Raw genomic sequence first — 26227 nt, 5'->3', positions numbered from 1 at the left:
ATTGAAGTATTATTTTTGTGTACGTTTGATATCAGCACCTAAAGATTTTAATTTACCATGTAAATCTACATAACCTCTATCTAAGTGTATTAACTCAGTAACTTGGGTTGTGCCATCAGCTACAAGTCCTGCTAAAATAAGTGCCGCAGCTGCACGTAAATCTGTTGCTTTTACTTGAGCGCCTTGAAGCTCACTTTTACCTTCAATTTTTGCGCTTCTACCTTCAACCTGTATCTTAGCATTCATGCGTTTGAATTCTCCAACATGCATAAATCTATTTTCAAATACTGTTTCAGTCACTACTTTATGGCCGTCTGCTGTAAGTAACAATGCCATCATTTGTGATTGCATATCTGTTGGAAAACCTGGATGAGGAAGTGTTTTAATATCTACAGGATTTAATGGACCATCTGCTGTAACACGTATCGTATCACCTTGATAATCTAAATTTACGCCCATTTCTTCTAATTTATAAACTAAACTTGTCATGTGTTCTTTGATAGCTCCGTTTACAATTATATCACCACGTGTAATTGCACCTGCAATAAGTAACGTTCCTGCTTCAATTCTGTCAGGAATAATCGAATGTTCCACACCATGTAATGCTTCAACACCATGAATAGTTATCGTATCCGTACCGGCGCCTACTACATTACCGCCCATTTCATTGATATAGTTTGCTAAGTCAACAATCTCTGGTTCACGTGCTACGTTTTCTAATACTGTTTTACCTTCAGCTAATGATGCAGCCATAATGATATTCTGAGTCGCTCCTACACTTGGAAAATCTAAGTGAATTGAAGTACCTTTCAATCCATTTTCAGTGCTAGCATAAATAAAACCACCGTCCATATGGATATCGGCACCCAACTCTTCAAAGCCTTTGATATGTTGTTCGATAGGTCTTGAACCAATTGCACAACCACCTGGCAATGCAACTTTTGCATGACCTAGACGAGCTAATAATGGACCCATTACAAGTATACTTGCTCTCATTTTACTCACATACTCATATGGTGCCTCTTCATTTAATTCCTTTGCTGCATCAACAGTGACAGATTCTTCTTCTTTATTGTATGAAACATCTGCGTTTAATGTTGAAATCACATTATTAATCGTCTCCACATCACTAAGTGCTGGTACATTCATAAGTTTACTAACACCTTTTGATGCTAATAGTGAAGCAGTTAATACTGGTAATACAGCATTTTTTGCACCTGATACTTTCACTTCACCAGTTAATCTATTTCCACCATTAATCTCTATCATATCCATCTTAAATCCTCCACTTAACTACTTTTATATTTCATTAAAATTCATCTTTTTTTATGTACTCTTAAATTATTATATCTGTAAACCAAACAAAGATACAGATATTTGAATTATTGTGCTAAATATTTTATTTGAGTTGAAAATTGTAGTAAATCTACAATAAAATTACTTACTGCTGTACCTAACAATATTGCTAAAAATATCATACATATTTGTACTTGAGCTGGATACCCTTTTTTAAAAAATTGCTCTAACCTTATTGAGTTAAGTGCCCAATAAGCAAGACAAATACAAAGCACATGTAAGATAAGATGTACAACTGAAAATTGTCCTAAATACTCCATAAGCCATACTCCTCACTTGATACTATTCAACTATTTTACACGAAATTGGCTCTAAAAGATACTTAAGAACAGCGATCAAACCCCTAATATAACTAAATGTTATATTTTGCTATTCCCTAATAGCATAAAAGATATTCATATTAAATATAAAGATAAAAATATTTTATGTATATCGCGTGATAAAATTTTCTATATAGTAATTAAGCCAATTTATTTATAGGACATCCTTCAATAAAATTTACGAACTGTGAGAATGTTGAAATTTTTTATAACAAAAAAATGAAGTCCCTGTTGTTAGGAACTTCAAATTTCAAATAATATTTATTGTAAGTTAGCGACACGAATACGGTTGTTAGCGCGTTCTAACGCACGCTTAGCTCTACTAATGTCACTATTATCTTCTTCATTATTTATATGAGATTCTGCTCTAGACTTAGCTAATTCTGCTCTAGCTACATCTATTTCGTTAGCAGGTTCTGCAGTTTGTACAATAACCGATAATTTATCTTGTCTAACCTCAACAAAACCTTCACTCACTGCAATATATTCTGAACCATTATCAAAGTTAATTTTGACATAGCCAATTTCAAGTGCTGCAACTGTTGGAATATGTCCATACATGACACCGATCTCACCTGCAGTTGTTTGGAACACTGCAAGATTAACATCTTCTCGGTTGTTAACAGAACCATTAGGAGTGACAATATTTAGGCTTAATGTGTTCATTATCCATACCTCCTAATTTTTAAACTTCAACACCCATGTCTTTAGCTTTAGCAATTACTTCTTCCATACTACCAACAAGACGGAATGCATCTTCTGGGATATGGTCATAGTCGCCATCTAAAATTGCTTTGAAACCTTCTACAGTTTTTTGAACTGGAACGTAAGAACCTTTTTGACCAGTGAATTGTTCTGCTACGTGGAAGTTTTGTGATAAGAAGAACTGAATACGACGTGCGCGTTCTACAGTTTGTTTATCTTCTTCCGATAATTCATCCATACCTAAAATAGCAATGATATCTTGTAACTCTCTATATTTTTGTAGAGTAGATTGTACATCACGTGCTATTTCATAATGATCTTGTCCAACAATTGTTGGGTCAAGTGCTCTTGAAGTAGATGCTAACGGATCAACCGCTGGATAGATACCCATTTCAGTTAATTTACGTTCTAAGTTTGTAGTTGCATCTAAGTGAGCAAATACTGCTGCTGGCGCAGGGTCAGTATAGTCATCGGCAGGTACGAATACCGCTTGGATTGAAGTAACCGAACCTTTGTTTGTTGATGTAATACGTTCTTGTAATTGTCCCATTTCTGTACCTAATGTTGGTTGGTACCCAACAGCTGAAGGCATACGACCTAACAATGCTGATACTTCTGAACCAGCTTGTGTAAATCTGAAAATGTTATCAACGAATAGTAATACATCTTGTCCTTGTTCGTCACGGAAATATTCTGCCATTGTTAAACCAGATAATGCTACACGCATACGTGCACCAGGCGGTTCATTCATTTGACCGAATACCATTGCAGTTTTCTTAATAACACCACTTTCGCTCATCTCGAAGTATAAGTCATTACCTTCACGTGTACGTTCACCAACACCCGCAAATACAGAAATACCACCATGTTCTTGAGCAATGTTATTAATTAATTCTTGAATTAATACAGTTTTACCAACACCGGCTCCACCGAATAAACCGATTTTACCACCTTTGATATATGGTGCTAATAAATCGATGACTTTAATTCCTGTTTCTAAAATTTCAACTTTAGTAGATAATTCATCGAATGCAGGTGCTTCTCTATGAATTGGATCACGTCGAACTGAATCTTCGATTTTTTCATCTAAATCAATTGTGTCGCCAAGTACATTAAATACTCGACCTAGTGTAATATCTCCAACTGGTACGCTGATACTTTCACCACTATCTCGAACTTCTGTACCACGTTTAACACCATCAGTCGAATCCATTGCAATCGTACGTACTACATTATCGCCAAGTTGTAATGCAACTTCTAATGTAAGCGTGACAGTACCTTCATCTCTTTCAACGTCGACTGTTAAAGCATTGTTAATTTCTGGAACTTCATTGTGCTCAAAGCGAACATCAATTACTGGACCCATAATTTGTGTTACACGGCCTAATCCCATGCTTTTTTGCCTCCTTTAATAATTATTCAAGCGCAACTGATCCACCAACAATTTCAGTAATTTGTTGAGTGATTTCTGCTTGTCTAGCTCTGTTATATTCAATTGATAAATCATCAATAATCTCTGTCGCATTATCAGATGCATTTTTCATAGCAGTCATACGCGTCGCATGTTCACTTGCTTTGGCATCTAAAATCGTTCCATATATTAAACTCTCTACATACTGAGGTAGAATAACGCTTAAGATTGCTTCTTTGTCTGGCTCAAATTCATAAGAAGACATTTGACCATGTCCTAAACTTGAATCTTCTGGAGACAATGGAAGTACGGTTTTCATGGAAGGTGTATTTTCTAATACACTGACGAAATGACTATAGTAGATTTTAACCTCATCTACTGCTTCATCGCTATATAAATCTACCGCTTTTTTAGCGATCGCTTGTATTTCTTTAAATGAAGGTTGATCAGGTACTTCAACAAGTGAATCATGAATTTCATAACCTTTATTTTTAAGGAAGTCCACACCAGTTTGCCCTAAGACTAAAATTGAATATTCATCTTTGCTAGCATGTTTATTCTCAATATCGTTAACTAAATGCTTTAATACATTTGCATTATACGCGCCGGCCAAGCCTTGATCACTTGTAATGACAATATAGCCACTTTTCTTCACTTCACGTTGTTGTAACATTGGGTGATTTGAATTTTTATCTGCACCAGCAACCGCAGTAATTGCATCTTGCATTTTTTCCATATAAGGTCTGAATTGATTTGTATTTCTTTCAGCACGACGCAATTTCGAACTTGAAACCATGTTCATTGCTTTCGTAATTTGTTTCATCTTTTTAGTTGATTTTATACGTGTATCAATCTCTTTAAGAGATCCCATTATCTCACCACCTTTTATTTACTATAACTATTATGCTTCTGTTTTACTGAAACTTTTTTTGAATTCAGTAATAGCTGATTCAAATGCATCTTCGTTAGGTAAAGCACCAGAAGTTTTGATTTCGTCTAATAATTCAGAGGCATTTGATTTCGCCCATTGATTTAATTCTGCTTCAAAACGAGTGATATCTTCAACTGGAATATCATCTAAATAACCTTTAGTTAGAGCATAAATAATTAATACTTGGTTCTCTACAGGTAGTGGTTGGTTTTTATCTTGTTTTAAAATTTCAACAGTACGTTTACCACGTTCTAATTTTTGTGCAGTAAATTCATCTAAATCAGAACCAAATTGAGCAAATGATTCTAATTCACGGAAAGACGCTAAGTCTAAACGTAAAGTACCCGCAACTTTTTTCATTGCTTTAATCTGTGCAGAACCACCAACACGTGATACTGACTGACCAGCATTGATTGCAGGTCTTACACCAGAGAAGAATAAGTCTGATTGTAAGAATATTTGTCCATCAGTGATTGAAATAACGTTTGTTGGTACATATGCTGCGATGTCGCCAGCTTGTGTTTCGATAATTGGTAATGCAGTAATTGAACCGCCACCTAATTCATCGTTTAATTTTGCTGCTCTTTCTAATAATCTACTATGTAAGTAGAACACGTCACCAGGGTAAGCTTCACGGCCTGGAGGTCTACGTAATAGTAATGATAATTCACGATAAGCCGCAGCTTGTTTTGTTAAATCATCATAAACAATTAATACATCCTTACCATCGAACATGAACTCTTCAGCCATAGCTACACCAGAATACGGTGCAATATAAAGCATTGGTGCTGGATCAGCTGCAGAAGCAGAAACAATAATTGTATAATCCAACGCGCCTTCTTGACGTAATTTTTCAACGTTTGTACGTACAGTTGAATCTTTTTGACCGATTGCAACATAAATACAAATCGTATCTTGATTTTTTTGGTTTAAAATCGTATCAATTGCTACTGTCGTTTTACCAGTTTGACGGTCACCTATAATTAATTCACGTTGACCACGGCCAATTGGTACTAATGCGTCAATCGCTTTAATACCTGTTTGTAATGGCTCATCAACTGATTTACGATCCATTACACCAGTTGCTTTTTTCTCAACTGGGCGTGTCTTTGTTGTGTTAGCAGGTCCTTGTCCATCTATTGGTTGTCCTAATGGATTAACAACACGGCCAAGTAATTCTTCACCAACAGGAACTTCCATAATACGTCCAGTACGTTTTACTTCGTCCCCTTCTTTAATGTCGTCGTATGGGCCTAAAATTACGACACCTACATTTGACTCTTCTAAGTTTTGTGCTAAACCTAGAACGCCGCTATTAAATTCTACTAGCTCACCAGCCATAACATCATTTAATCCGTGGATTAATGCTATACCATCACCTATTTGTAGTACTGTACCTACATCAGTAACAGCCATTTCTGACTCATAATTTTCTATTTGTGAGCGAAGTAATGCACTGATTTCTTCAGCTTTAATGGCCATCTATGTCACTCCTTAAATTTTTATTTCACTCTAATAAATTGTTTCTCTAATTGTGCAAGGTCATTTTTAATACTTGCGTCCATGACTTTCGTTCCAACTTTAACTCGGACACCACCGATAAGGTCTGGATTGATTTTATTTGTAATCATGATTTTAGAGTAATTTGTACGTGATTTAATTATCGTATCAATACGTTCCAAATCTTCATCTGACAATTCATATACTGATTCAACTACAGCATATTCTTGATTGTGATGTTGATTAAATAAAGCTTCAAATTCTATATATATTTCATGAATGTAAGAAAGATGACGGTTACTTGCAAGAATCGCTAACATGTTTTGTAAGTATTGATTGGCATGACCAAACACTACTTTTGCAAAACTACGACGCTGTTGTACATCTTTTTGTGGATCTGCATCCAATGCTTGTAATTTTTTTGTTTCAGGTTGTACTGCTTCGTTGATTGTTGAAAATTCTTCGTACATCATTTCAAGATTGTTTGTGTCTTTAGCAGTATCAAATAAAGCCTTGGCATATTTTTTTGCTATGATAGCCATTATTTATCGCCTGCCTCTTTAATGTACTTTTCAACTAATTCTTTTTGATCTTTGCCTGAAATTTCTTTTTGAAGTACTTTTGATGCAATCAGTACTGAAAGTTCAGAAACTTGATTATTAATATCAGCAATTGCACGTTCTTTTTCACTGTTGATTTCATTCTGTGCTGTTTCAATCATGCCATTTGCTCTAATGTTTGCTTCATGAATAATTTCTTCATGCTGTTTGCGGGCTTGGACTTTAGAATCTTCTAAAATCTTTTGAACCTCATCTTGTGTTTCTTTTAGCGTTTGTTTGTTTTGTTCTTCTAACTTCTGTGCATTTAATTTAGCTTGTTCAGCATCATCTATATCTTTATTAATATCATGTTCACGTTGATCCATTACACCTTTTAACGGACCCCAAGCGAATTTTTTCAATAAAGCTACTAATATAAGAAAAGTTACAAGGGTAACAAGAATTGTTCCCCACTGAACACCACTAGTGTCAGCCGCACCAAGTACGAACATATTTGTCGTAGCAGTCACTTACATAGACACTCCTTTCATTCATTATAATTATAAGACATATGGATAAAAACGAACGGCGAAAGTCAACAAGACTTCGCCATAAAACTGGTTTAATTATAGTGACATGAAAGCGATAACTACACCGATGATTGGTAGTGCTTCAACTAAGCCAACACCAATGAACATAATACCCATTAATTGACCACGTGCTTCTGGTTGACGTGCTACACCTTCTACTGTTCTTGAAACGATAAGACCATTACCAATACCTGCACCTAGTGCTGATAAGCCGATTGCGATTGCTGCTGCGATTAAATTCATTTATAAATCCTCCTAATTTTTCTTTTTAATTTTTTTAAATTAATGACTGTCCTGAACTTTATGGGACATGTATACCATTGAAAGCATTACAAAAATATAAGCCTGAATTGTACCAATAAATATTGAGAACCCTTGCCAAACAATTAAACCTGGGATACCAATCAACCATCCCCATGCTGGGAAACCGATAACTAAACCTGCTAATAAACCAAGCAGTAACTCACCTGCAAAGATATTACCGTATAGTCGTAAACCTAATGTCAATGTTGAAGTGAATTCTTCAAAGATATTAATAGGTAATAAGAATATAGGCTTAGTATAGTTCTGGAAGTATCCTTTTGGACCCTTCATTTTAACACCGTAATAGTGTGTTAAAAGGATAACTAAAGTTGACAATGTCAAAGTAACAGTTGCATCAGCTGTTGGTGATTTCCACCACAGTGTATGACCTGAAATTAATTGAAAAGGTAATCCAATCATATTACTGACAAATATGAAGAATATTAATGTAACAGCAAGGAAATGGAATTGACCACCTTTAGACCATGCCATGTTACTTTCGATAACTCCTCTTACAAAGTCAAAAACCCACTCTATAAAGTTTTGCTTACCAGATGGACGTTTCTTGAGGTTGCGTGTACAAATAATAGCTATGACAAAAACAATAAGCGCTGTAATAACCAACATCATAATTGATGATAGGTTAAACACGATGTCTAGACCGAATACATTCCAACTGACTAGAGGGTCTTTATGATCCATGCTTTCTCACCTCTTTCATATTAAGATTTTATTCCTTGTGTAAAAACGGTTTCAAAACTATTAACACATAAGAAATCATTAAACCAATAACCACACCAATTATATTTATATAGTCCTTATAAAAATACCAAATACAACATGCAAGAATCACAATCAAATATCTCCAAACGTTGCCCGTTGAAATATGTATATTATCTTTTTGTTTAGCTTTCGCTAAGTAAAACTCGAAAGTAAAAGTATTAATAAGTGATCCAATCATGCCTATGATAAGTCCTAAAATAAATGGCGAACTTGTGAAAATAAACACAAATAACAGTACAACTATACCATATAAATAAAATTGTATATACTGTTGAAAAATGATGTTGAAACGTTTCATTACTGTGCCTCACTTCATTTTTTCATTCAATGATGAAAACCATTTCAATCATACAGTTTTAATAATAATATAGGGCGGTAAAGGTGTCAATTCTATTCAAAATGTAGTTTAATTTTTTATACACTTGTCACAAAAACGACACATTTACCACTATTAATATTTAAAAAAACTAGGTTTTTGAGGAATTAGATGAAAATAATACTTTATATTTTCACAAATTCTATTTGATGCATTTCCATCACCATAAGGGTTGCGTGCTTCACTCATTGATTTGTACAATTGCTTGTCTTCCAATAATGCTTGCGTAGCATCAAAAATCATTTGCGCATTTGTACCAACAATTTTCAGTGTGCCTGCTTCTACACCTTCTGGTCTTTCAGTTGCTTCTCTTAAAACTAGTACCGGTTTACCTAGAGATGGCGCTTCTTCTTGAACTCCACCTGAATCCGTTAATATCAAATAAGAATGATGCGCAAAATTATGAAAATCAACTACTTCTAATGGTTCGATCAATTCAATTCGATCATGGTTAGATAAGTATAAATCTGCAATGCTTCTTACTTTTGGATTTTTATGTACAGGGTAAACGACTACTACATCTTCATATTTATCGACAATATCTCTTACTGCTTTAAAAATGTGTTCCATTGGCGCTCCAATATTTTCACGTCTGTGCGCAGTTAGTAAAATAATACGTTTATCTTTATGTCTGTCGATAATATCAGATTGATAATGTTCATGTATAGTAGTCTTCATGGCATCAATTGCAGTATTTCCAGTAACTACTACAGTATCTGATGGTTTATTTTCCGCAATAAGATTTTCTGCAGCATTATTAGTAGGGGCAAAGTTCAAATCTGCCATTACCCCTACCATTTGTCTATTCATTTCTTCAGGAAATGGAGCATATTTATCCCAAGTTCTTAACCCTGCTTCCACATGGCCAATAGGAATTTGATTATATAATGCTGCCAAACTTCCAGCGAAAGTTGACATGGTGTCACCATGCACAAGTATCATATCTGGTTGCTCTTCCTTAATAACGTCCTCTAATTTAGTCAAAATACGAGAAGTAATTTCAGATAATGATTGGCCTTGTTTCATAATATCCAAATCGTAATCTGGCGTAATATGAAAGCTTTCCAATACAGAATCTAACATTTCTCTATGCTGTGCAGTAACTACTACTATCGGTTCCAACTCAGCATCATCTCGCAATGCTAATACAAGCGGCGCCATTTTCACTGCCTCAGGACGTGTCCCGAACACAGTCATTATTTTCTTCATTCTACTCCACTCCTGGGTAAAACTATTTTGTTCCGAATAAACGGTCTCCAGCATCACCTAAACCAGGTGTAATATATGCATGATCATCTAATTTCTCATCTAATGCAGCTATAAAAATATCTACATCTTCATGTGCTTCTTGTAATTTTTCTACACCTTCAGGCGCAGCAACTAAACACATAAAACGAATGTTTTTCGCACCACGTTTTTTAAGAGAATTGATTGCTTCAATTGCTGAAGCACCTGTCGCTAACATTGGGTCTACGACTACAATTTCTCTTTCTTCGATATCTTGGGGTAATTTCACAAAATATTCAACTGCATCAAGTGTTTCAGGATCTCTATATAGACCCACGTGACCTATTCTCGCTGCTGGTACTAAGTTTAAAATACCTTGTGTCATACCTAACCCAGCTCTTAAAATTGGTACAAATGCTAATTTTTTACCCGTTAATCTTTTAGCTACCATTTTAGTTACCGGTGTATCTATTTCTACATCTTGTAATTCTAAATCTCTTGTTACTTCGTATGCCATTAACATACCTACTTCATCTACTAATTCTCTGAATTCTTTAGTCCCTGTATGTACGTCTCGAATGTAACTTAATTTGTGTTGAATAAGTGGGTGATCAAAAACATGTACTTTGCCCATAATTTACTTCCTCCAATTTTAATTGTATAAAGGATGTTTTGTAGTTAATGCTTTAACTCTTTCTTTTCCTTCTTCTAATGCTTTTTCATCTTCTGGATTTCTTAAAACTAAACTGATGATTTTTGCAACTTCTTCAAAAGCAGCTTCGTCAAATCCGCGTGTTGTTGCAGCAGGCGTACCTAAACGAACACCACTTGTTACAAATGGTTTTTCCTGATCAAACGGAATTGTATTTTTATTACATGTAATACCTACAGCATCTAATGTTTCTTCAGCTACTTTACCAGTGATACCTACTGAACCTTTAACATCTACAGATACTAAATGATTATCTGTGCCGCCTGAAACGACTCTATAGCCTTCTTTAGTTAATGTGTCTGCTAACGTTTTAGCATTATTAACTACTTGTTGCTGATATGTTTTGAAGTCGTCTTGTAGTGCTTCACCAAAAGCAACTGCTTTCCCAGCAATAACGTGTTCTAACGGTCCACCTTGAATACCAGGGAAGATTTTTTTATCAATTTGCTTTTTGTACTCTTCTTTACATAAAATCATTCCACCACGAGGGCCGCGTAATGTTTTATGTGTTGTAGTAGTTACAAAATCTGCATATTCAACAGGGTTTTGATGTAAACCAACCGCAACTAAACCTGCAATATGCGCCATATCTACCATTAATTTTGCCCCTACTTCATCTGCAATCTCTTTGAATCGTTTGAAATCAATAGTTCGAGAATAAGCCGATGCGCCTGCGACAATTAATTTAGGTTTATTTTCTTTAGCTACTCTTAACACTTCATCATAATCAATTTGTTCATTTTCTTTGTCTACGCCATACTCAACAAAGTTATAAAATTGTCCACTAAAGTTAACAGGCGAACCATGTGTTAAGTGACCACCATGACTTAAATTCATACCTAATACAGTATCACCGTGTTCTAATGCTACTAGATAAACAGCCATATTTGCTTGTGACCCAGAGTGTGGCTGTACGTTAACGTGTTCAGCACCAAAAAGTTGTTTGGCACGTTCGATAGCTAATGTTTCAGACACATCCACGTATTCACATCCACCATAGTATCTTCTGTTTGGATAGCCTTCAGCATATTTGTTCGTTAATACTGAACCTTGCGCTTCCATAACTGCTTCAGAAACAAAGTTCTCTGAAGCAATCAGCTCGATATTGTTATTTTGACGGTTAAATTCATTTTGAATCACTTCATATATTTCTTTATCTTGCTCTTGAATAAATGACATAGGTAAATCCCCCTCGTTCTGTATTAGTTATATTTTGCTCTTTCGCCACCAATTTTCTTAGGTCTTGAAGAAGCGATTGTAACAACTGCCTCACCAATCTGTTTAATACTTGTACGTTCTGGAATGGCTACATGCGCAATATGCATGCCAATTAATGTTTGACCTATATCAATACCTTTTGGCACTGTTATTTGTTCAACAACCATTGGATCTTGCATATGTTGGTAAGCATAAGTTGCTAAGCTACCACCTGCATGAACATCTGGTATAACAGACACTTCTTCCATTGTAAGGGGATTGAACTTAGACCTTTCTATCGTTATTGCCCTGTTAATATGTTCACAGCCTTGAAATACAAAAGAAACATTTGTATCATTCTCAATTTCCTTTAATGCTTCAAATATTTCTTGTGCTACATCCATAGAACCTACACTACCTATACGCTCACCAATTACTTCGGATGTAGAACAACCAATCACACATAATTCATCTGCTTTAAAGAAAGATTTAGTCTTTAACTCATTTAACAATAACTTTAGATCTTCCATTCTCCCACCCCTTTTAAAATAATGATTTAAAAAAAGTATTTAAACACCTTGATGCTATGAGACATACAAGATTAGACGATAGCAATTTCGCTATACGTATATTATTATAACGTATTTAACTACTCACTCATACTACTTTAACAAAATTATTACTTTAATATTTTATTTTTTAAAGTATCTATCAACAAATTTAATTCATTATATATTTTATTATAATCATATAACGTTCCACCATATGGATCAGTGATTTCTCCTTCTTGCTGAACATATTCCGTGATTGTATACACATTTCCTGTTTCTCCATATATTTGTTGTATCGCTTCTTTGTGCGATTGTGACATTGTTAATATTAAATCAGCATTTAAATCCTCTACAGTAAAACGTTTAGCATTATTCGGTAATGGTAAATGATGTTCATTTATAATGCTCAGTGTGTTCTGAGACGTAGGCTGACCATCTTGAGCAAAAACACCTCGTGATTCTATGATATATTCAGGCATTTTTGCTTTGGCAATACTTTCAGCCATTGGACTTCTACACGTATTACCAGTACAAACAAAAATTATTCTCATAGTTGATCTCCTTTAACAATGGTTTGACTTGCAGCTTTCATCATTCTATTCATAATCGCTACGGTACGATCAGTGATATCAAAGCCATAAATAAATGCTGTTTTAATTTGTTCATTTTGGTCGATTTGATGCAATATTTTATAAAGGTTATGATTCGCACCTTTAATATCATTTTCATTTTTACACAATTCTATAAAAACGGACCCCTCAGGTACAAGCGCTCGCTTATCACTTGGAACGATAAATGCTGTTTGACTCCAATCTCTTTCTTCTGAAGGCTTTACATTAAATGCTTGAACAATTTGTAACGGTGTATCTGGCGCATAATGTTTATATTTCATTCCTGGTGCGATTGGTTTATCGTTATCAAAAGTGTTTGCTGTAGATACGCTATGAGGTAACACCGCTTCAATCATCGGTTTTGTTATTGAACCCGGTCTAGCAATTCTAAATGGAAACTGTGTGCAATCTAACACAGTACTTTCCAAACCTTCTTCACTTTGATCACCGTTTATCATGCCATCGATGCGACCATTTAAGTCTGAATAAACGTGCTCAAATGTTGTAGGAGAGGGTCTACCACTTAAATTTGCGCTCGGTGCTGCTATTGGTATGTCTACAAATTGTAAAATTTGTCTGCCGATTGAATGGCTTGGCATTCTAACAGCAATTGATGATAAACCACCACTTACACTTTCACATAAGTATCCTTTTTTAAGCGGTAATATAAAAGAAATTGGTCCAGGCCAAAAATGTTTCATCAATAATTTAATTTCGTCTGTTATATCTTGTGTAAAATGCTCTATTTGTTTTAAGTCATGTATATGTACAATCAACGGGTTATCTGAAGGTCTACCTTTTGCTTCATATATCTTTTTGATTGCTTCAGCATTTCTCGCGTCTGCACCAAGACCATATACTGTTTCTGTTGGTATTGCAATCAAGCCTCCTTGTTCGAAGATGTGCTTGATTTCATTTATATCTGGAAATTGATTGATTTCATTTTTATACTGTCGTAAATCCCAAATCTTCGTTTCCATTTAGCCCCGCCCTTTCTTCTCATGATTCATTTTAGAATAAAATAAAAAGTTATGCACTCTCATGATTTATCATGTTCAGTACATAACTTCTTATTACCACTCGAAAGAAATAATTCTATCGTTATTATTAATATCTTTTATAATTTGAACATCTAATGAAGGATATTTAGATTGTATTTTTTGTTTCAATGTTTGACCTTGTTTATAACCAATTTCAAAAACGACCTTTGCATTCGGCAGAAGTACTTCCGGTAATTGATTTAATATTGCATCATAGACCTTATATCCATTATCTTCTGCAAATAATGCAGAATGTGGTTCATACTTCAATACTGTGTCATCCATCAGTGCAGCTTCACTATCATCAATATAAGGCGGATTAGAAATTAAACCATTCACTTTTATACCTTGTTCTATTAAAGGTGCTAATGCATCACCCTGCAAAAAGTGAATATCTACTTGATGATTAAGCGCATTTTCTTGCGCTACAGCTAATGCCGTATCATATAAATCTGTAGCATAGACAGTTAATGAACGATTCATCTTCTTGAGTATAATTGGAATATTGCCACTACCTGTACCAATATCAACAATTGTATCATTCGAATGAATTTCGTGATAAAAGTGTAACATGACTTCCTCAGTTTCAGGTCTAGGTATTAAACAATCTTCAGTCACCTTGAATGTTTCACCATAAAATGATTGGCTTCCAACAATATACTGAATCGGTTCACCTTTTAACATTCGAACTTCAGCGTCGTCATATAATTTTAAATGTATATCCGACATTACCTCATCCTTATACATCAAATAATCTGCTTTACTCCATTGCAATAGATCTAACATTAACCATTCTGCTCGAGTAGTTTCAATGTCTAGTTCAATGCATTTCTTTTTTGCATTAGTCAGTCGTGTTTTATAATTCACCATTGTTAAGTTCTTTCAATTTATCAGTTTGTTCAGCTAATGTTAATGCATCTATCACTTCGTCTAATTTCCCTTCCATTACTTGATCTAACTTCTGAATCGTTAAACCAATACGGTGGTCAGTCACTCGACTTTGAGGATAATTATACGTTCTAATACGCTCTGAACGATCACCAGAACCTACTGCCGATTTACGTTGCGCTGCATATTTTTGTTGTTCTTCTTGTAATTTCATATCAAATAAACGTGCTTTCAAAACCTTCATAGCTTTTTCACGGTTTTGAATTTGTGATTTTTCTGAAGATGTTGCAATGATTCCAGTCGGAATATGTGTAATACGTACAGCTGAATCCGTAGTATTGACATGTTGTCCACCCGCGCCACTTGAACGATAAGTATCTACCTTAATATCTTCGTTACGCACTTCAATTTCTACATCTTCGACCTCTGGTAATACTGCTACTGTAGCAGTTGATGTATGGATACGTCCGCCAGATTCGGTCTCAGGTACGCGTTGTACACGGTGGGCGCCATTTTCATATTTCAACTTACTATATGCGCCTGATCCTGAAATTGAGAAACTGATTTCTTTATAACCACCATGGTCACTTTCAGCAGCTTCTACAATTTCTGTTTTATAGCGTTGTGCTTCAGCGTATTTAGAATACATTCTAAATAAATTCCCTGCAAAAATTGCGGCTTCATCTCCACCAGCAGCAGCACGTATTTCAACAATAACGTCTTTCTCATCGTTAGGATCTTTAGGAATAAGTAAAAATTTAAGGTTCTCTTCTAGTGCAGGAACTTGAGTGTTAAGTGATTGGTGTTCTTCTTTTAACATCTCAATTTCATCACTATCTTTTGTTTCTTTCAACATTTCTTCTATTTCAACAATGTCTTCTTTAACTTGTTTATAATTGCGATATACTTCTACAGTTTTTTGTAGATCTGATTGTTCTTTTGAATATTTTCTTAAATTATCTGGATCGCTTACTACATCTGGATCACTTAACAATTCATTTAATTGTTCGTATCTTTCTTCTACGATATCTAATTGATCAAACACTACATTTCCTCCTTCATATTATTACTTGGTGCGACAATATGATGCGCTCTGCATCTTGGTTCATAACTTTCATTTGCACCAACTAATATAACTGGATCATCTATTTTTGCTGGGTTACCATCAATCAACCTTTGCGTGCGGCTTGAAGATGCACCACAAACAGCACAAACAGCTTGTAGTTTAGTCACTTCTTCACTTACTGCTAGTAGGTGTGGAATAGGTTCAAACGGTTCCCCTCGGAAATCCATATCTAATCCCGCTGTAATGACTCTATGGCCTTTTTTAGCTAATTGTTCAACAATATTAACTACACCTTCTTCAAAAAACTGCACTTCATCGATGCCTATAACATCTGTATCTGACAAATCGTGCTTAAGTATCTCAGCCGCTGTCGAAATATTAATTGCTTCAATAGCGTTGCCATTATGAGAAACAATCTTATCTTTATGATAGCGGTCATCTATAGCTGGTTTAAATACAACTACTTTTTGCTTAGCATAAAGGCCTCGTCTTAATCGACGAATTAACTCTTCAGATTTACCACTAAACATGCTTCCAGTAATACATTCAATCCACCCGGAATGATAAGTTTCATACATTATGCGTTCCACCTTTTTCAAAACATAATCGATTCATTATAGCATATTTTTTAATTTGAAATATGCTATTTCTTCAAGATATTGAGTTATTTTATGTATAAAAATTATTAAAATTGTAATGTTCTCAATTAGGGACTTATATTTATAAAACGCTAACTAAAACAAAAAAGCATTCTCATATAATGAGAATGCCTTATAACAACGATTACTCGTCGCTTGATTTGATTCCGAATTTTTTGTTGAAACGTTCCACACGGCCATCCGCAGCAGCGAATTTTTGGCGTCCTGTGTAGAATGGATGTGAATCAGATGAAACATCTAAACGAATAACTGGGTATTCGTTGCCATCTTCCCATTCCATAGTCTCTTTTGAAGATTTTGTTGAACCACTTAGGAATTTAAAATTCGTAGTTGTATCTAAAAAGATTACATTGTGGTATTCAGGATGAATATTTTTTCTCATTATTTTCAGCTCCTTTGCCCTGAACCATCTGGAACAGAGTTGTTTGTGAGTTTTTACCCAATACTTGATAATTATAATTGCTTTAAAACCAAAACGCAACCCTAAATCATATATTAGCTTGATAACACTTCGCTAATTTCAACTTAAATAATTGGTTTGCCTGTTTTAGTGCTTTCTTTAGCAGCCTTTTGTAATTGCTCAAAAAATTCTGCATTATTTTCTGTACGTTTTAATTTACGTACAAATCTTTCTGTAAAATCAATTGAATCAGTAAACATATTACGTAATTGCCATAATGACTCTAAATCTTTTGGAGAAATAAGTAATTCTTCTTTACGCGTTGAACTACGACCGATATCAATAGCTGGAAATACACGACGTTCTGCCAATTTACGGTCTAGATGTAATTCCATGTTACCAGTACCTTTAAATTCTTCGTAAATCATATCGTCCATACGTGACCCTGTATCAACTAACGCTGTAGCTAATATCGTCATACTGCCACCAGCTTCAATATTTCTAGCAGCACCGAAAAATGCTTTTGGCTTGTGTAATGACGCAGGATCTAAACCACCGGATAATGTACGTCCGCTTGGCGGTATGACAAGGTTGTATGCACGAGCTAACCTTGTAATTGAATCCATTAATATAATGACATCTTTCCCTACTTCAACAAGTCTTTTTGCACGTTCCAATAAAAGCTCTGCAACTTTAACATGGTGTTGTGGTGGCTCATCAAATGTAGAGTGCACAACTTCAGCAGATTCAACAGAGCGTTCAATATCTGTTACTTCTTCTGGACGTTCTCCGACTAATAATACAAATAATTCTGCATCTGGTTTGTTGATAGCAATAGCGTTAGCAATCTCTTTTAATAGAGACGTTTTACCAGCTTTTGGCGGTGCAACAATAAGTCCACGTTGGCCCAAACCAATTGGCGTAATTAAATCCATAATACGAGTCGAAAAATTTTGTTTCGTTGTTTCTAATACAATTCGCTCTTCAGGATATAATGGTGTTAACGCTTGAAAGTGAGGTCTTTTTTTAACTTCTTCTGCATTCTCGTCGTTTACAAAATCAACTTGTAGTAAACCATAATACTTTTCATTATCCTTGGGTTTTCTTACTTTACCAGTAACTTTATCGCCGCGTTTGATTTCAAAACGACGTATTTGGCTGGCAGAGATATAAATATCTTTTTCACCTTTTGAATAATTAACTGTTCTAAGGAAACCATAACCATCTTGTTGGATGTCATCTAATACACCCTCCATATAATAATTACCGTCTTTTTCCATTTGTGCTTCCATAATGGCAAGAACAAGTTCTTTTTTATTAAGTTTACTATAATTTGTTAGTTTTAGAGATTTTGCTTTTTGAGTGAGATCTTTAGTAGTGTAATTTTTGTATAATTCGTGGAACGATTCATACTGAGGTGATGTTCGTACTTTATCAGGCATTATCTTGCACCCATTTCATAAATAAGTTTTTAAATAACGCAGCGTGCTACGCTACTTACTTTTATAACTATAGCAAATTTCTTATTTAATTACAAAATGTATTTCAGTTTTTATAAATTATAAAAGCAAGACAGTTAAACTGCCTTGCTTCATTTAAATTATTTAATTACTGCTAAAATTTATTATTTGTAATAGCCAGCAATAGACTTAACTTCTAGGAATTCTTCGATGCCGTAGTCGCCCCATTCGCGTCCAATACCAGATTGTTTATAACCGCCAAATGGTAAGTCTGATTTGCGACCAGCTTCATTAATTTCTACTGTACCAGCTTCAATTGAACGTGCTACTTTGTGTAATGTGTCTTTGTCATTACCGTAAACATATCCAGCTAAGCCATATTTAGTATCATTTGCAATTTTAATTGCTTCATCTAAATCATTGTAAGTGATAATTGACATTACTGGGCCAAAAATTTCTTCTTGTGCGATTGTCATACTATTATCAACGTTATTAAATATTGTTGGGCGTGCAAAGTAACCTTTTTCTAAGCCTTCAGGTTTACCAGGTCCACCATAGAATAATTCTGCACCTTCTTCAATACCTTTATCGATATATGATTGTACTTGGTCAAATTGTTTTTTACTTATGATTGGACCAACTTGAGTGCCCTCTTCGCGTGGATCACCGACTTTAACTTGGCTGAATTTTTCTTTTACAGCTGTTAAGAATTCTTCTTTTAGACTTGCAGGTACTAATGTTCTTGTACCTGCAGTACAAACTTGACCAGTGTTGCTAACAACTTTACCAGTTGCTGCACTTGCTGCGCCCTCAATATCTGAATCATCTAAAATAATATATGGTGATTTACCACCTAATTCAAGTGATACTTTTTTGAAGTCTTCAGCTGCTTTTTTCATAATGCTTGAACCAGTTGGGCCAGAGCCAGTGAATGACATCATTCTTACTTTCGGATGTTCGCTTAATGGATTACCTACACCTTGTCCATCACCATTCACTAAGTTAAACACACCTTTTGGCACGCCTACTTTATCAAAAATCTCAGCCAAAATAATTGCGGCAAACGGCGTCTCTTCAGATGGTTTTAATACGACTGGACTACCTGCTGCAAAAGCGGCAGACAATTTCAATGAAGTTTGGTTTGTCGGGAAATTCCAAGGTGTAATTAAGCCAGAAACACCAATTGCTTCCTTCACAACTAAATCATCGCCACGACGTTCTTCAAATTCAAAATTATCTAATGCATCACGTGCTGCTTCAAAGTGATCTAGTCCCATTTGATAATGTACTTTTTCTGATACTGATAGAGGTGCACCTAATTCGTCAGTAATTGCCTCTATAAGATCATCTTTTCTATTTTTATATTCTTGTACTATTTTATCTAATAGTGTTCTTCTTTCTTCTATTGAGCTGTGTCTAAATTCTAGATACACATTTTCTGCAGCGTCTACTGCTTTATCAACATCTTCTTTATTACCTTTCGCAATTGTACCTGCTACTTCTTCTGTTGCTGGATTAATCACTTCTAGTGTTTCTCCACTAGTGCTTTCAATCCATTCTCCGTTAATATATTGTTTAGTGAAATTTCTCATCAATAATTCACTCCCTAATTTGTGGTGATAATTATATTCTAACCGAGATTCTATATTTTTAAACATTACTGCTCACGCTATATGACTACAAACGTTGTTATTAAGCGTTTTCTAATCATTTTTCATTAATGATTAGTCTCAACAATAACCTTGAACCTCACAATTTATAAGTTACAAAATATTTTTTCTTTTTTGGAAACAAAAAAAGAAGTCTATGACATGTCATAGACTTCTCTTATAACGCTTTAAATCTTCATTCATAGACTTTGATATTATTGATTTTCAAGTTCAATAAAATCTTGCGCCCACTTTTCCATTGGTACTAATGCTGCCGCTAGTGCATCACCTTTATCCGTAAGTTGGTATAATATGTTCATCGGGCTTGTAGAAACTATTTTTTTCTCTACAAGACCCCATTCACTTAGGTCTGTTAATTTTATGCTAAGTGCACGTGGTGTAATTGTTTTCAAATCACGTTTCATATCCGAAAAATGAGCAGATTTTTCTGGACACCTAGACAAATAATTAATAATAAGACCATTCCAACTTCTACCTACTATTTTAAAGGTCTCTTCAAGATAAGGGCAAACCTCCATGGTCATCACCTCATATCGTTTTTATTCTATAATCTGAGTTACTATAATATGTTTCAAGTACTTAGTATATTAAGTATACCACATTTTCTAAATTTCTTCAGTCCAAATATCTGCACCTAATGATTCTAAAGTACTCACAATATTAGTGTAGCCACGATAAATATGTTTTACGTTGTAAATTGTGGTAACACCTTCTGCTAATAAACCAGCAACAATAAGAGATGCGCCTGCACGTAAGTCACTTGCATATACTTCTGCTCCTGTTAATTTAGATGGCTTAATAGTTGCTGTACCATCATCTGCATTGATATTGCCACCCATATTTTTTAATTCATCAACGTGTCTAAAACGCGCTGGGTATATAGTCTCAGTCACAAATGATACACCATCTGCCATAAATAATAGCGGCGTAATAGGTTGTTGTAAGTCTGTAGCAAATCCAGGATAGACTAAAGTTTTAATGTCAACGCTTGAATAAGGCGTACTACGTTTAATTTTAGCACTATCGTCTCCAACTTGAATATCAACGCCTAATTCTTTTAACTTTACAGTTAATGGTTCAACATGTGTTGGAATAATATTATTAATTTGAATATCCTCACCACAAGCTGCAGCGATACACATATACGTTCCAGCTTCTATTCTATCTGGGATAACCTGATGATGAGAACCGTGAAGATGATCCACACCATTAATCTTAATCGTACTTGTACCTGCGCCCTTAATATCAGCACCTAGACCAATTAAATATGTTGCTACGTCAACAACTTCTGGTTCTTTAGCTGCGTTTTCAATGACAGTATGGCCTTCAGCTCGTACAGCTGCAAGCATAATATTAATTGTGGCACCAACACTCACAATATCTAAAAAGATATTTGCACCAGTTAATTTGTCAGCTTCAATTTTCATAGAAGTCTCACTAGATTCATCAATCTTCGCTCCTAAAGCTTTAAAACCTTTGATATGTTGATCAATCGGTCTTGGTCCTAATGGACAACCTCCAGGTAAACCAATGACACATTTTTTAAATCTACCTAACATTGCACCCATCATATAATAAGAGGCACGTAAAGACTCGACTTTATTATTAGGTAATGGTGCATTTTCAATGTCAGTAGGATCGACCTTTAATGTCATACCATCTAATTCTGTTTTAATATTTAAATCCCCTAATAGACTAACCAATGTTTCTACATCAGAAATTTCTGGAAGACCTTCAATTGTTACTTTTTCTTCAGCCAGGATTGCTGCAGGTATAATTGCTACTGCACTGTTTTTAGCACCGTGGATGTCCACTTCACCTTTAAGTGTTTGTCCACCTCTAATTTTTATCACTTCTTGAGCCATTCGCTTGTTCTCCTTTGACTTGCAATCATTATTTGCATTATAAATTACTTTTTTCCAGTTTGCAAAGTACATCAGTTTACTAAAACTTTTTAAAATTAAAATTAAGTGATGCAAGTTACATATAAATTATTTACTATAGTTTTTATTTCCCATTATTTTATGTTTTAAATCATAATTATATATATTTTGTTTGAGATTTATGTAAATAGTTTGGCTTTAATAATAACCTCTTTACCAAACGATAGCAATTATAACATAAAAAAATGAGACTGGGACATAATTACATGTCTCAGCCTCATTTGTAATATAGATTAAATTATTTTGCTCGGTTAGATGTACCAAACTCTTTAATTTTACCAATAACCGTTGCTTTGATTGCTTCACGTGCTGGTCCTAAATATTTACGAGGATCATACACTTCTTTATCTTTATCTAATGCTTCACGTACTGCTTTAGCAGAAGTGATTTGATTTTCTGTATTAACGTTAATTTTTGCTGTGCCGAAAGGAATAGCTTTTTGGATATCTTTAGTTGGGATACCAGTACCGCCGTGTAATACTAACGGTAATCCTGTAGAAGCACCAATTTCTTCCATTTCTTTAAATCCTAATTTAGGTTCACCTTTATATGGCCCGTGTACTGAACCTAATGCTGGTGCTAATGTATCAATGCCTGTTCTTTCAACAAGTTCTTGACACTCTTTAGGATCTGCATAGATAACACCTTCAGCGATAATATCGTCTTCTTGTCCGCCTACAGTACCTAATTCAGCTTCAACTGATACGCCATGTTCATGCGCATATTCAACCACTTTTGAAGTGATTTCAACGTTATCTTCAAATGAACCATGAGAAGCATCGATCATTACTGATGTAAATCCAGCATCAATCGCTTCTTTACATTTTTCAAAGCTTGAACCATGGTCTAAGTGGATTGCTACAGGAACAGTGATTTCTTTGTCGTGCATTAACCCTTCAACCATTTTAACTACAGTGTAGAAACCACCCATATAGCGAGCAGCACCTTCAGATACACCTAAAATAACTGGAGCATTCTCTTCTTGTGAAGCTTCTAAGATAGCTTGTGTAAATTCTAAGTTATTTAAGTTGTATTGACCAACTGCATAACCATTTTCTTTTGCGTCTATTAACATTTCTTTCATTGAAACTAAAGGCATGAAAGTTCCTCCTTGGTGCTTTAAGCACATATTTTTACAATCTAATTATATCAAAATTAGAAAGCTTTTGCATTATTCTAAACAATTGTAAGCGCTTTTAATTATTTTTTCTTTTTAAAACCATAAAAATAGACGTTTTTCTGCTGACTTTTGTGAATTTGTTATAGTATACATCTTATTTTACAGTAATTATAAAAATATAATTATGAAATCATTTAAAATAAATAACATGAATTTTGAACTATTTATAAAAACTTCAATTATTAATGCATAATGCTATTCAACAATTAAGTAATATAAAAAAGACGCATTGCTAACTGTAACCTTTAATTACTTAGCTAACATGCGTCATTTTTATTTTAAGTTTTTATTTAGATTGTTTATTTTTTAAAGAAGCTTCAATAAATGCTTTGAAAATTGGTTGTGGACGGTTAGGTCTTGATAAAAATTCAGGATGGAATTGGCAAGCTACAAAGAAGTCATTTTCAGGAATTTCTACCATTTCAATTAAGCGACCATCAGGGCTTGTACCTGAGAATACCATACCGTTTGCTTCTAACTGTTCTCTGTATTCATTGTTAAACTCATAACGATGACGATGTCTTTCTTCAATATTAGTTTCATTGTAAATTGAGTGTGCTAATGTACCCTCTTTAATATGACAAGGATAAAGTCCTAAACGTAATGTACCGCCTAGATCTTCAATATCTTTTTGTTCAGGTAGTAAATCAATAATTGGATAAGGCGTGTTTGGATCTAACTCTGCTGAGTGTGCACCTTCAAGGTTAAGTACATTTCTAGCAAATTCAACTGTTGCTAATTGCATACCTAGACATATACCAAAGTATGGTACGTTATTTTCACGTGCATATTTAATCGCAGAAATTTTTCCTTCACTTGCACGGAAGCCAAATCCGCCGGGCACTAAAATACCATCTACATCTGATAATATTTCTGAGACATTTTCGTCTGTCACTTCACTAGAATCAATCCATCTTACTTCAATATCTTTTTTAAATGGATAACCTGCATGTTTTAATGATTCAACAACTGATAAATAAGCATCTTGAAGACTAACATATTTACCTACTAAGCCAATTGTCACTTTGCCATCTAAATTATTCACTGTATCTAGTAAATATTGCCATTCATCTAACTGTGTTTCGTATTTTGGATTTAACTCTAAACGATCAATCACGATGTTTTCCATATCTTGTTTGCTTAACTGTAAAGGAATTTCATATAGTGATTCAGCATCGCGACACTCTATTACACTTGCTTTGTCGATATCACAGAATAAAGCGATCTTATCTTTTAAATCTTGTGTTAATTCATATTCTGTACGAACCACAATCAAATCAGGCTGAATGCCTAAACCGCGTAATTCTTTTACACTATGTTGTGTTGGTTTCGTTTTCATTTCTCCAGCAGCTTTAATATACGGTAATAATGTACAGTGTACATACATTACATTTTCGCGACCTAAGTCACTGCGAATTTGTCTAATAGCTTCAATAAATGGTAATGATTCTATATCCCCTGTTGTTCCACCGATTTCAGTGATAACAACATCAGCATTTGTGCTTTCTCCTGCTAAAAGTAAACGTTCTTTAATTTCATTTGTGATATGAGGGATAACTTGTACTGTTCCTCCTAAATAATCACCACGACGTTCTTTCTTCAATACGTGAGAATACACTTTACCAGCTGTAACATTAGAATATTTATTTAAGTTAATATCGATAAATCGTTCATAGTGTCCTAAGTCTAAGTCTGTCTCTGCACCATCATCAGTAACAAAAACTTCACCATGTTGATATGGACTCATCGTCCCAGGATCTACGTTTAAATATGGGTCGAATTTTTGAATTGTTACTTTTAACCCTCTATCTTTTAATAGTCTTCCTAAAGATGCTGCTGTGATACCTTTTCCTAATGAAGAAACAACTCCACCAGTTACAAAAATAAATTTTGTCATGTTCTGCCTCCTAGTTATTAAAACAGTTTTTTTCAATCAATACCGATATTGACATCGAATTTTTAAACTCAATTGCTTAATTTTTTTGTGTAATAGCGTGTTTTACATATTATAATTATCATTTATTATTTTCATATGTATAAATTGTTGCTCTATGCAACTACCAAATTTCAAAGAATTCATAAATTTTTTATAGTCATTTAAATAAAAAAATCGCTCCCTCTCACATCGTTGTAAGGGGGAGCGTATAATATTTATACACGTCGTCCTAATTAAAGGAGCCCGAATAAAATTTTATCATTTTCACGAGAAAAGTCAATTAAATCTCTAATAATTATTTTTTAGTTTCTTCTTCGGTCTCTTCGTCTTCTTCATCTTCTTCGTCATCATCATCGAAGTCCTCATCTTCTTCATCAATAACAATGCCTTCTTCTTCAACTTCGTCCTCTTTTGGCTCTTCGGGATCATTTAAAGTTTCTTGATCATCAGTTACAGCAGGGATGTCATCATCGTCATCAGCTTCATCTTCACCAAGTAATTTTAAATTTTTATCTTCTTCTGCATCATCATCCAAAATATCGAATTTTTGAATCGTTGGCGCAATTTTTTCTTCAATATCATCTACTGAATACCAATCGCGTAATCCCCAAATATTTTCTCCAACGTTTAAAAAACGACCGTCAGTATTTAAGTCTGTATAGAATTGTACAATTCTCTGTTCTACTTCATGGTCTTCATAATGTCCAAGTGCTTTAAATTCATCGATGATATCGTATAAATTCATAGTACTGTTTTTTTCATTTAATAGCGTATAGGCCATATCGATAAATGATTTCTCATCAACCATTTCTTTTGTATAATCTTGAATTCTCATTATTTATTCTTCCTTTCAAAGGCATTTATCCAAATCCG

28 protein-coding genes are annotated in these 26227 nt (G+C 34.5%); all 28 read right to left on the bottom strand.

Annotation, left to right across the window (positions count from 1 at the left end):
• Positions 1-9 precede the first annotated feature (9 nt).
• Positions 10-1275 carry a UDP-N-acetylglucosamine 1-carboxyvinyltransferase gene (murA, locus tag AST02_RS10220; RefSeq protein WP_069817685.1) on the bottom strand — a complete coding sequence of 422 codons (1266 nt, stop codon included), beginning with the start codon at positions 1273-1275 and terminating at the stop codon, positions 10-12.
• Between the two features lie 107 nt (positions 1276-1382).
• Positions 1383-1616: a DUF1146 family protein gene (locus AST02_RS10215; RefSeq protein ID WP_046466132.1), complete on the bottom strand. Its 234-nt coding sequence runs from the start codon at positions 1614-1616 to the stop codon at positions 1383-1385.
• A 321-nt stretch (positions 1617-1937) separates the two neighbouring features.
• Entirely contained in the window at positions 1938-2342 is a 405-nt protein-coding gene (locus tag AST02_RS10210) for a F0F1 ATP synthase subunit epsilon (RefSeq protein ID WP_002507082.1), read from the bottom strand.
• Between the two features lie 19 nt (positions 2343-2361).
• Complete coding sequence (atpD, locus tag AST02_RS10205; protein ID WP_046466133.1) at positions 2362-3774, bottom strand: F0F1 ATP synthase subunit beta; 1413 nt, start codon at positions 3772-3774, stop codon at positions 2362-2364.
• Positions 3775-3796: 22 nt separating this feature from the next.
• Complete coding sequence (gene atpG, locus AST02_RS10200; RefSeq protein WP_046466134.1) at positions 3797-4663, bottom strand: ATP synthase F1 subunit gamma; 867 nt, start codon at positions 4661-4663, stop codon at positions 3797-3799.
• A gap of 30 nt (positions 4664-4693) precedes the next feature.
• Positions 4694-6205 (bottom strand): F0F1 ATP synthase subunit alpha, encoded by a 1512-nt coding sequence (gene atpA / locus AST02_RS10195; RefSeq protein ID WP_069817684.1) that lies wholly within the window; start codon positions 6203-6205, stop codon positions 4694-4696.
• 20 nt (positions 6206-6225) lie between these two features.
• Positions 6226-6765 (bottom strand): F0F1 ATP synthase subunit delta, encoded by a 540-nt coding sequence (locus tag AST02_RS10190; protein ID WP_069817683.1) that lies wholly within the window; start codon positions 6763-6765, stop codon positions 6226-6228.
• Positions 6765-7292 carry a F0F1 ATP synthase subunit B gene (locus AST02_RS10185; RefSeq protein ID WP_021339776.1) on the bottom strand — a complete coding sequence of 176 codons (528 nt, stop codon included), beginning with the start codon at positions 7290-7292 and terminating at the stop codon, positions 6765-6767. Before AST02_RS10185 ends, AST02_RS10190 begins: the two co-directional genes overlap by 1 nt.
• Before the next feature lie 96 nt (positions 7293-7388).
• On the bottom strand, positions 7389-7595 hold the full coding sequence (atpE, locus tag AST02_RS10180; protein WP_002507076.1) for a F0F1 ATP synthase subunit C: 207 nt from the start codon (positions 7593-7595) through the stop codon (positions 7389-7391).
• Positions 7596-7634: 39 nt separating this feature from the next.
• Complete coding sequence (gene atpB, locus AST02_RS10175) at positions 7635-8357, bottom strand: F0F1 ATP synthase subunit A (RefSeq protein WP_046466137.1); 723 nt, start codon at positions 8355-8357, stop codon at positions 7635-7637.
• A gap of 28 nt (positions 8358-8385) precedes the next feature.
• Entirely contained in the window at positions 8386-8736 is a 351-nt protein-coding gene (locus AST02_RS10170; protein WP_069817682.1) for an ATP synthase subunit I, read from the bottom strand.
• Between the two features lie 153 nt (positions 8737-8889).
• Complete coding sequence (gene wecB / locus AST02_RS10165; protein ID WP_046466139.1) at positions 8890-10023, bottom strand: non-hydrolyzing UDP-N-acetylglucosamine 2-epimerase; 1134 nt, start codon at positions 10021-10023, stop codon at positions 8890-8892.
• A 22-nt stretch (positions 10024-10045) separates the two neighbouring features.
• The gene (upp, locus tag AST02_RS10160; RefSeq protein ID WP_002507072.1) at positions 10046-10675 is read right to left on the bottom strand and encodes a uracil phosphoribosyltransferase; all 630 of its coding nucleotides are present in this window, start codon (positions 10673-10675) and stop codon (positions 10046-10048) included.
• An 18-nt stretch (positions 10676-10693) separates the two neighbouring features.
• A complete protein-coding gene (glyA, locus tag AST02_RS10155) occupies positions 10694-11932 on the bottom strand; it encodes a serine hydroxymethyltransferase (protein WP_069817681.1) in 1239 nt (412 codons plus the stop codon).
• Positions 11933-11955: 23 nt separating this feature from the next.
• Complete coding sequence (locus tag AST02_RS10150) at positions 11956-12480, bottom strand: TIGR01440 family protein (RefSeq protein ID WP_069817680.1); 525 nt, start codon at positions 12478-12480, stop codon at positions 11956-11958.
• A 149-nt stretch (positions 12481-12629) separates the two neighbouring features.
• Positions 12630-13052 carry a low molecular weight protein arginine phosphatase gene (locus AST02_RS10145; RefSeq protein WP_046466142.1) on the bottom strand — a complete coding sequence of 141 codons (423 nt, stop codon included), beginning with the start codon at positions 13050-13052 and terminating at the stop codon, positions 12630-12632.
• On the bottom strand, positions 13049-14092 hold the full coding sequence (locus tag AST02_RS10140) for an L-threonylcarbamoyladenylate synthase (RefSeq protein ID WP_069817679.1): 1044 nt from the start codon (positions 14090-14092) through the stop codon (positions 13049-13051). Before AST02_RS10140 ends, AST02_RS10145 begins: the two co-directional genes overlap by 4 nt.
• A 93-nt stretch (positions 14093-14185) precedes the next feature.
• Complete coding sequence (gene prmC / locus AST02_RS10135; protein ID WP_069817678.1) at positions 14186-15022, bottom strand: peptide chain release factor N(5)-glutamine methyltransferase; 837 nt, start codon at positions 15020-15022, stop codon at positions 14186-14188.
• On the bottom strand, positions 15009-16085 hold the full coding sequence (gene prfA / locus AST02_RS10130; RefSeq protein WP_069817677.1) for a peptide chain release factor 1: 1077 nt from the start codon (positions 16083-16085) through the stop codon (positions 15009-15011). The genes prmC and prfA overlap by 14 nt, the downstream gene beginning before the upstream one ends.
• Positions 16085-16684, bottom strand: a complete 600-nt coding sequence (locus AST02_RS10125; RefSeq protein ID WP_002507065.1) for a thymidine kinase — start codon at positions 16682-16684, stop codon at positions 16085-16087. Before AST02_RS10125 ends, prfA begins: the two co-directional genes overlap by 1 nt.
• 205 nt (positions 16685-16889) lie before the next feature.
• Positions 16890-17147 (bottom strand): type B 50S ribosomal protein L31, encoded by a 258-nt coding sequence (locus AST02_RS10120; RefSeq protein ID WP_046466146.1) that lies wholly within the window; start codon positions 17145-17147, stop codon positions 16890-16892.
• Positions 17148-17290: 143 nt separating this feature from the next.
• Positions 17291-18607 (bottom strand): transcription termination factor Rho, encoded by a 1317-nt coding sequence (gene rho, locus AST02_RS10115; protein ID WP_046466147.1) that lies wholly within the window; start codon positions 18605-18607, stop codon positions 17291-17293.
• Positions 18608-18789: 182 nt separating this feature from the next.
• Positions 18790-20217, bottom strand: a complete 1428-nt coding sequence (locus tag AST02_RS10110; RefSeq protein WP_069817676.1) for an aldehyde dehydrogenase family protein — start codon at positions 20215-20217, stop codon at positions 18790-18792.
• Between the two features lie 272 nt (positions 20218-20489).
• Positions 20490-20813 (bottom strand): winged helix-turn-helix transcriptional regulator, encoded by a 324-nt coding sequence (locus AST02_RS10105; protein WP_002511426.1) that lies wholly within the window; start codon positions 20811-20813, stop codon positions 20490-20492.
• Between the two features lie 87 nt (positions 20814-20900).
• On the bottom strand, positions 20901-22160 hold the full coding sequence (locus AST02_RS10100; RefSeq protein WP_046466149.1) for a UDP-N-acetylglucosamine 1-carboxyvinyltransferase: 1260 nt from the start codon (positions 22158-22160) through the stop codon (positions 20901-20903).
• A 316-nt stretch (positions 22161-22476) separates the two neighbouring features.
• Positions 22477-23337: a class IIb fructose-bisphosphate aldolase FdaB gene (gene fdaB / locus AST02_RS10095; RefSeq protein WP_046466150.1), complete on the bottom strand. Its 861-nt coding sequence runs from the start codon at positions 23335-23337 to the stop codon at positions 22477-22479.
• Between the two features lie 367 nt (positions 23338-23704).
• A complete protein-coding gene (locus AST02_RS10090) occupies positions 23705-25315 on the bottom strand; it encodes a CTP synthase (protein WP_046466151.1) in 1611 nt (536 codons plus the stop codon).
• Between the two features lie 334 nt (positions 25316-25649).
• Positions 25650-26189 carry a DNA-directed RNA polymerase subunit delta gene (gene rpoE / locus AST02_RS10085; protein ID WP_069817675.1) on the bottom strand — a complete coding sequence of 180 codons (540 nt, stop codon included), beginning with the start codon at positions 26187-26189 and terminating at the stop codon, positions 25650-25652.
• Positions 26190-26227: the final 38 nt, after the last annotated feature.

Origin of the sequence: Staphylococcus equorum (assembly GCF_001747895.1) — a bacterium.
GTDB classification, from domain to species: Bacteria; Bacillota; Bacilli; order Staphylococcales; family Staphylococcaceae; genus Staphylococcus; species Staphylococcus equorum_A.
The sequence above is the reverse complement of the archived record's forward strand: the minus strand, read 5'-3'. Positions and strand labels throughout refer to the sequence as shown.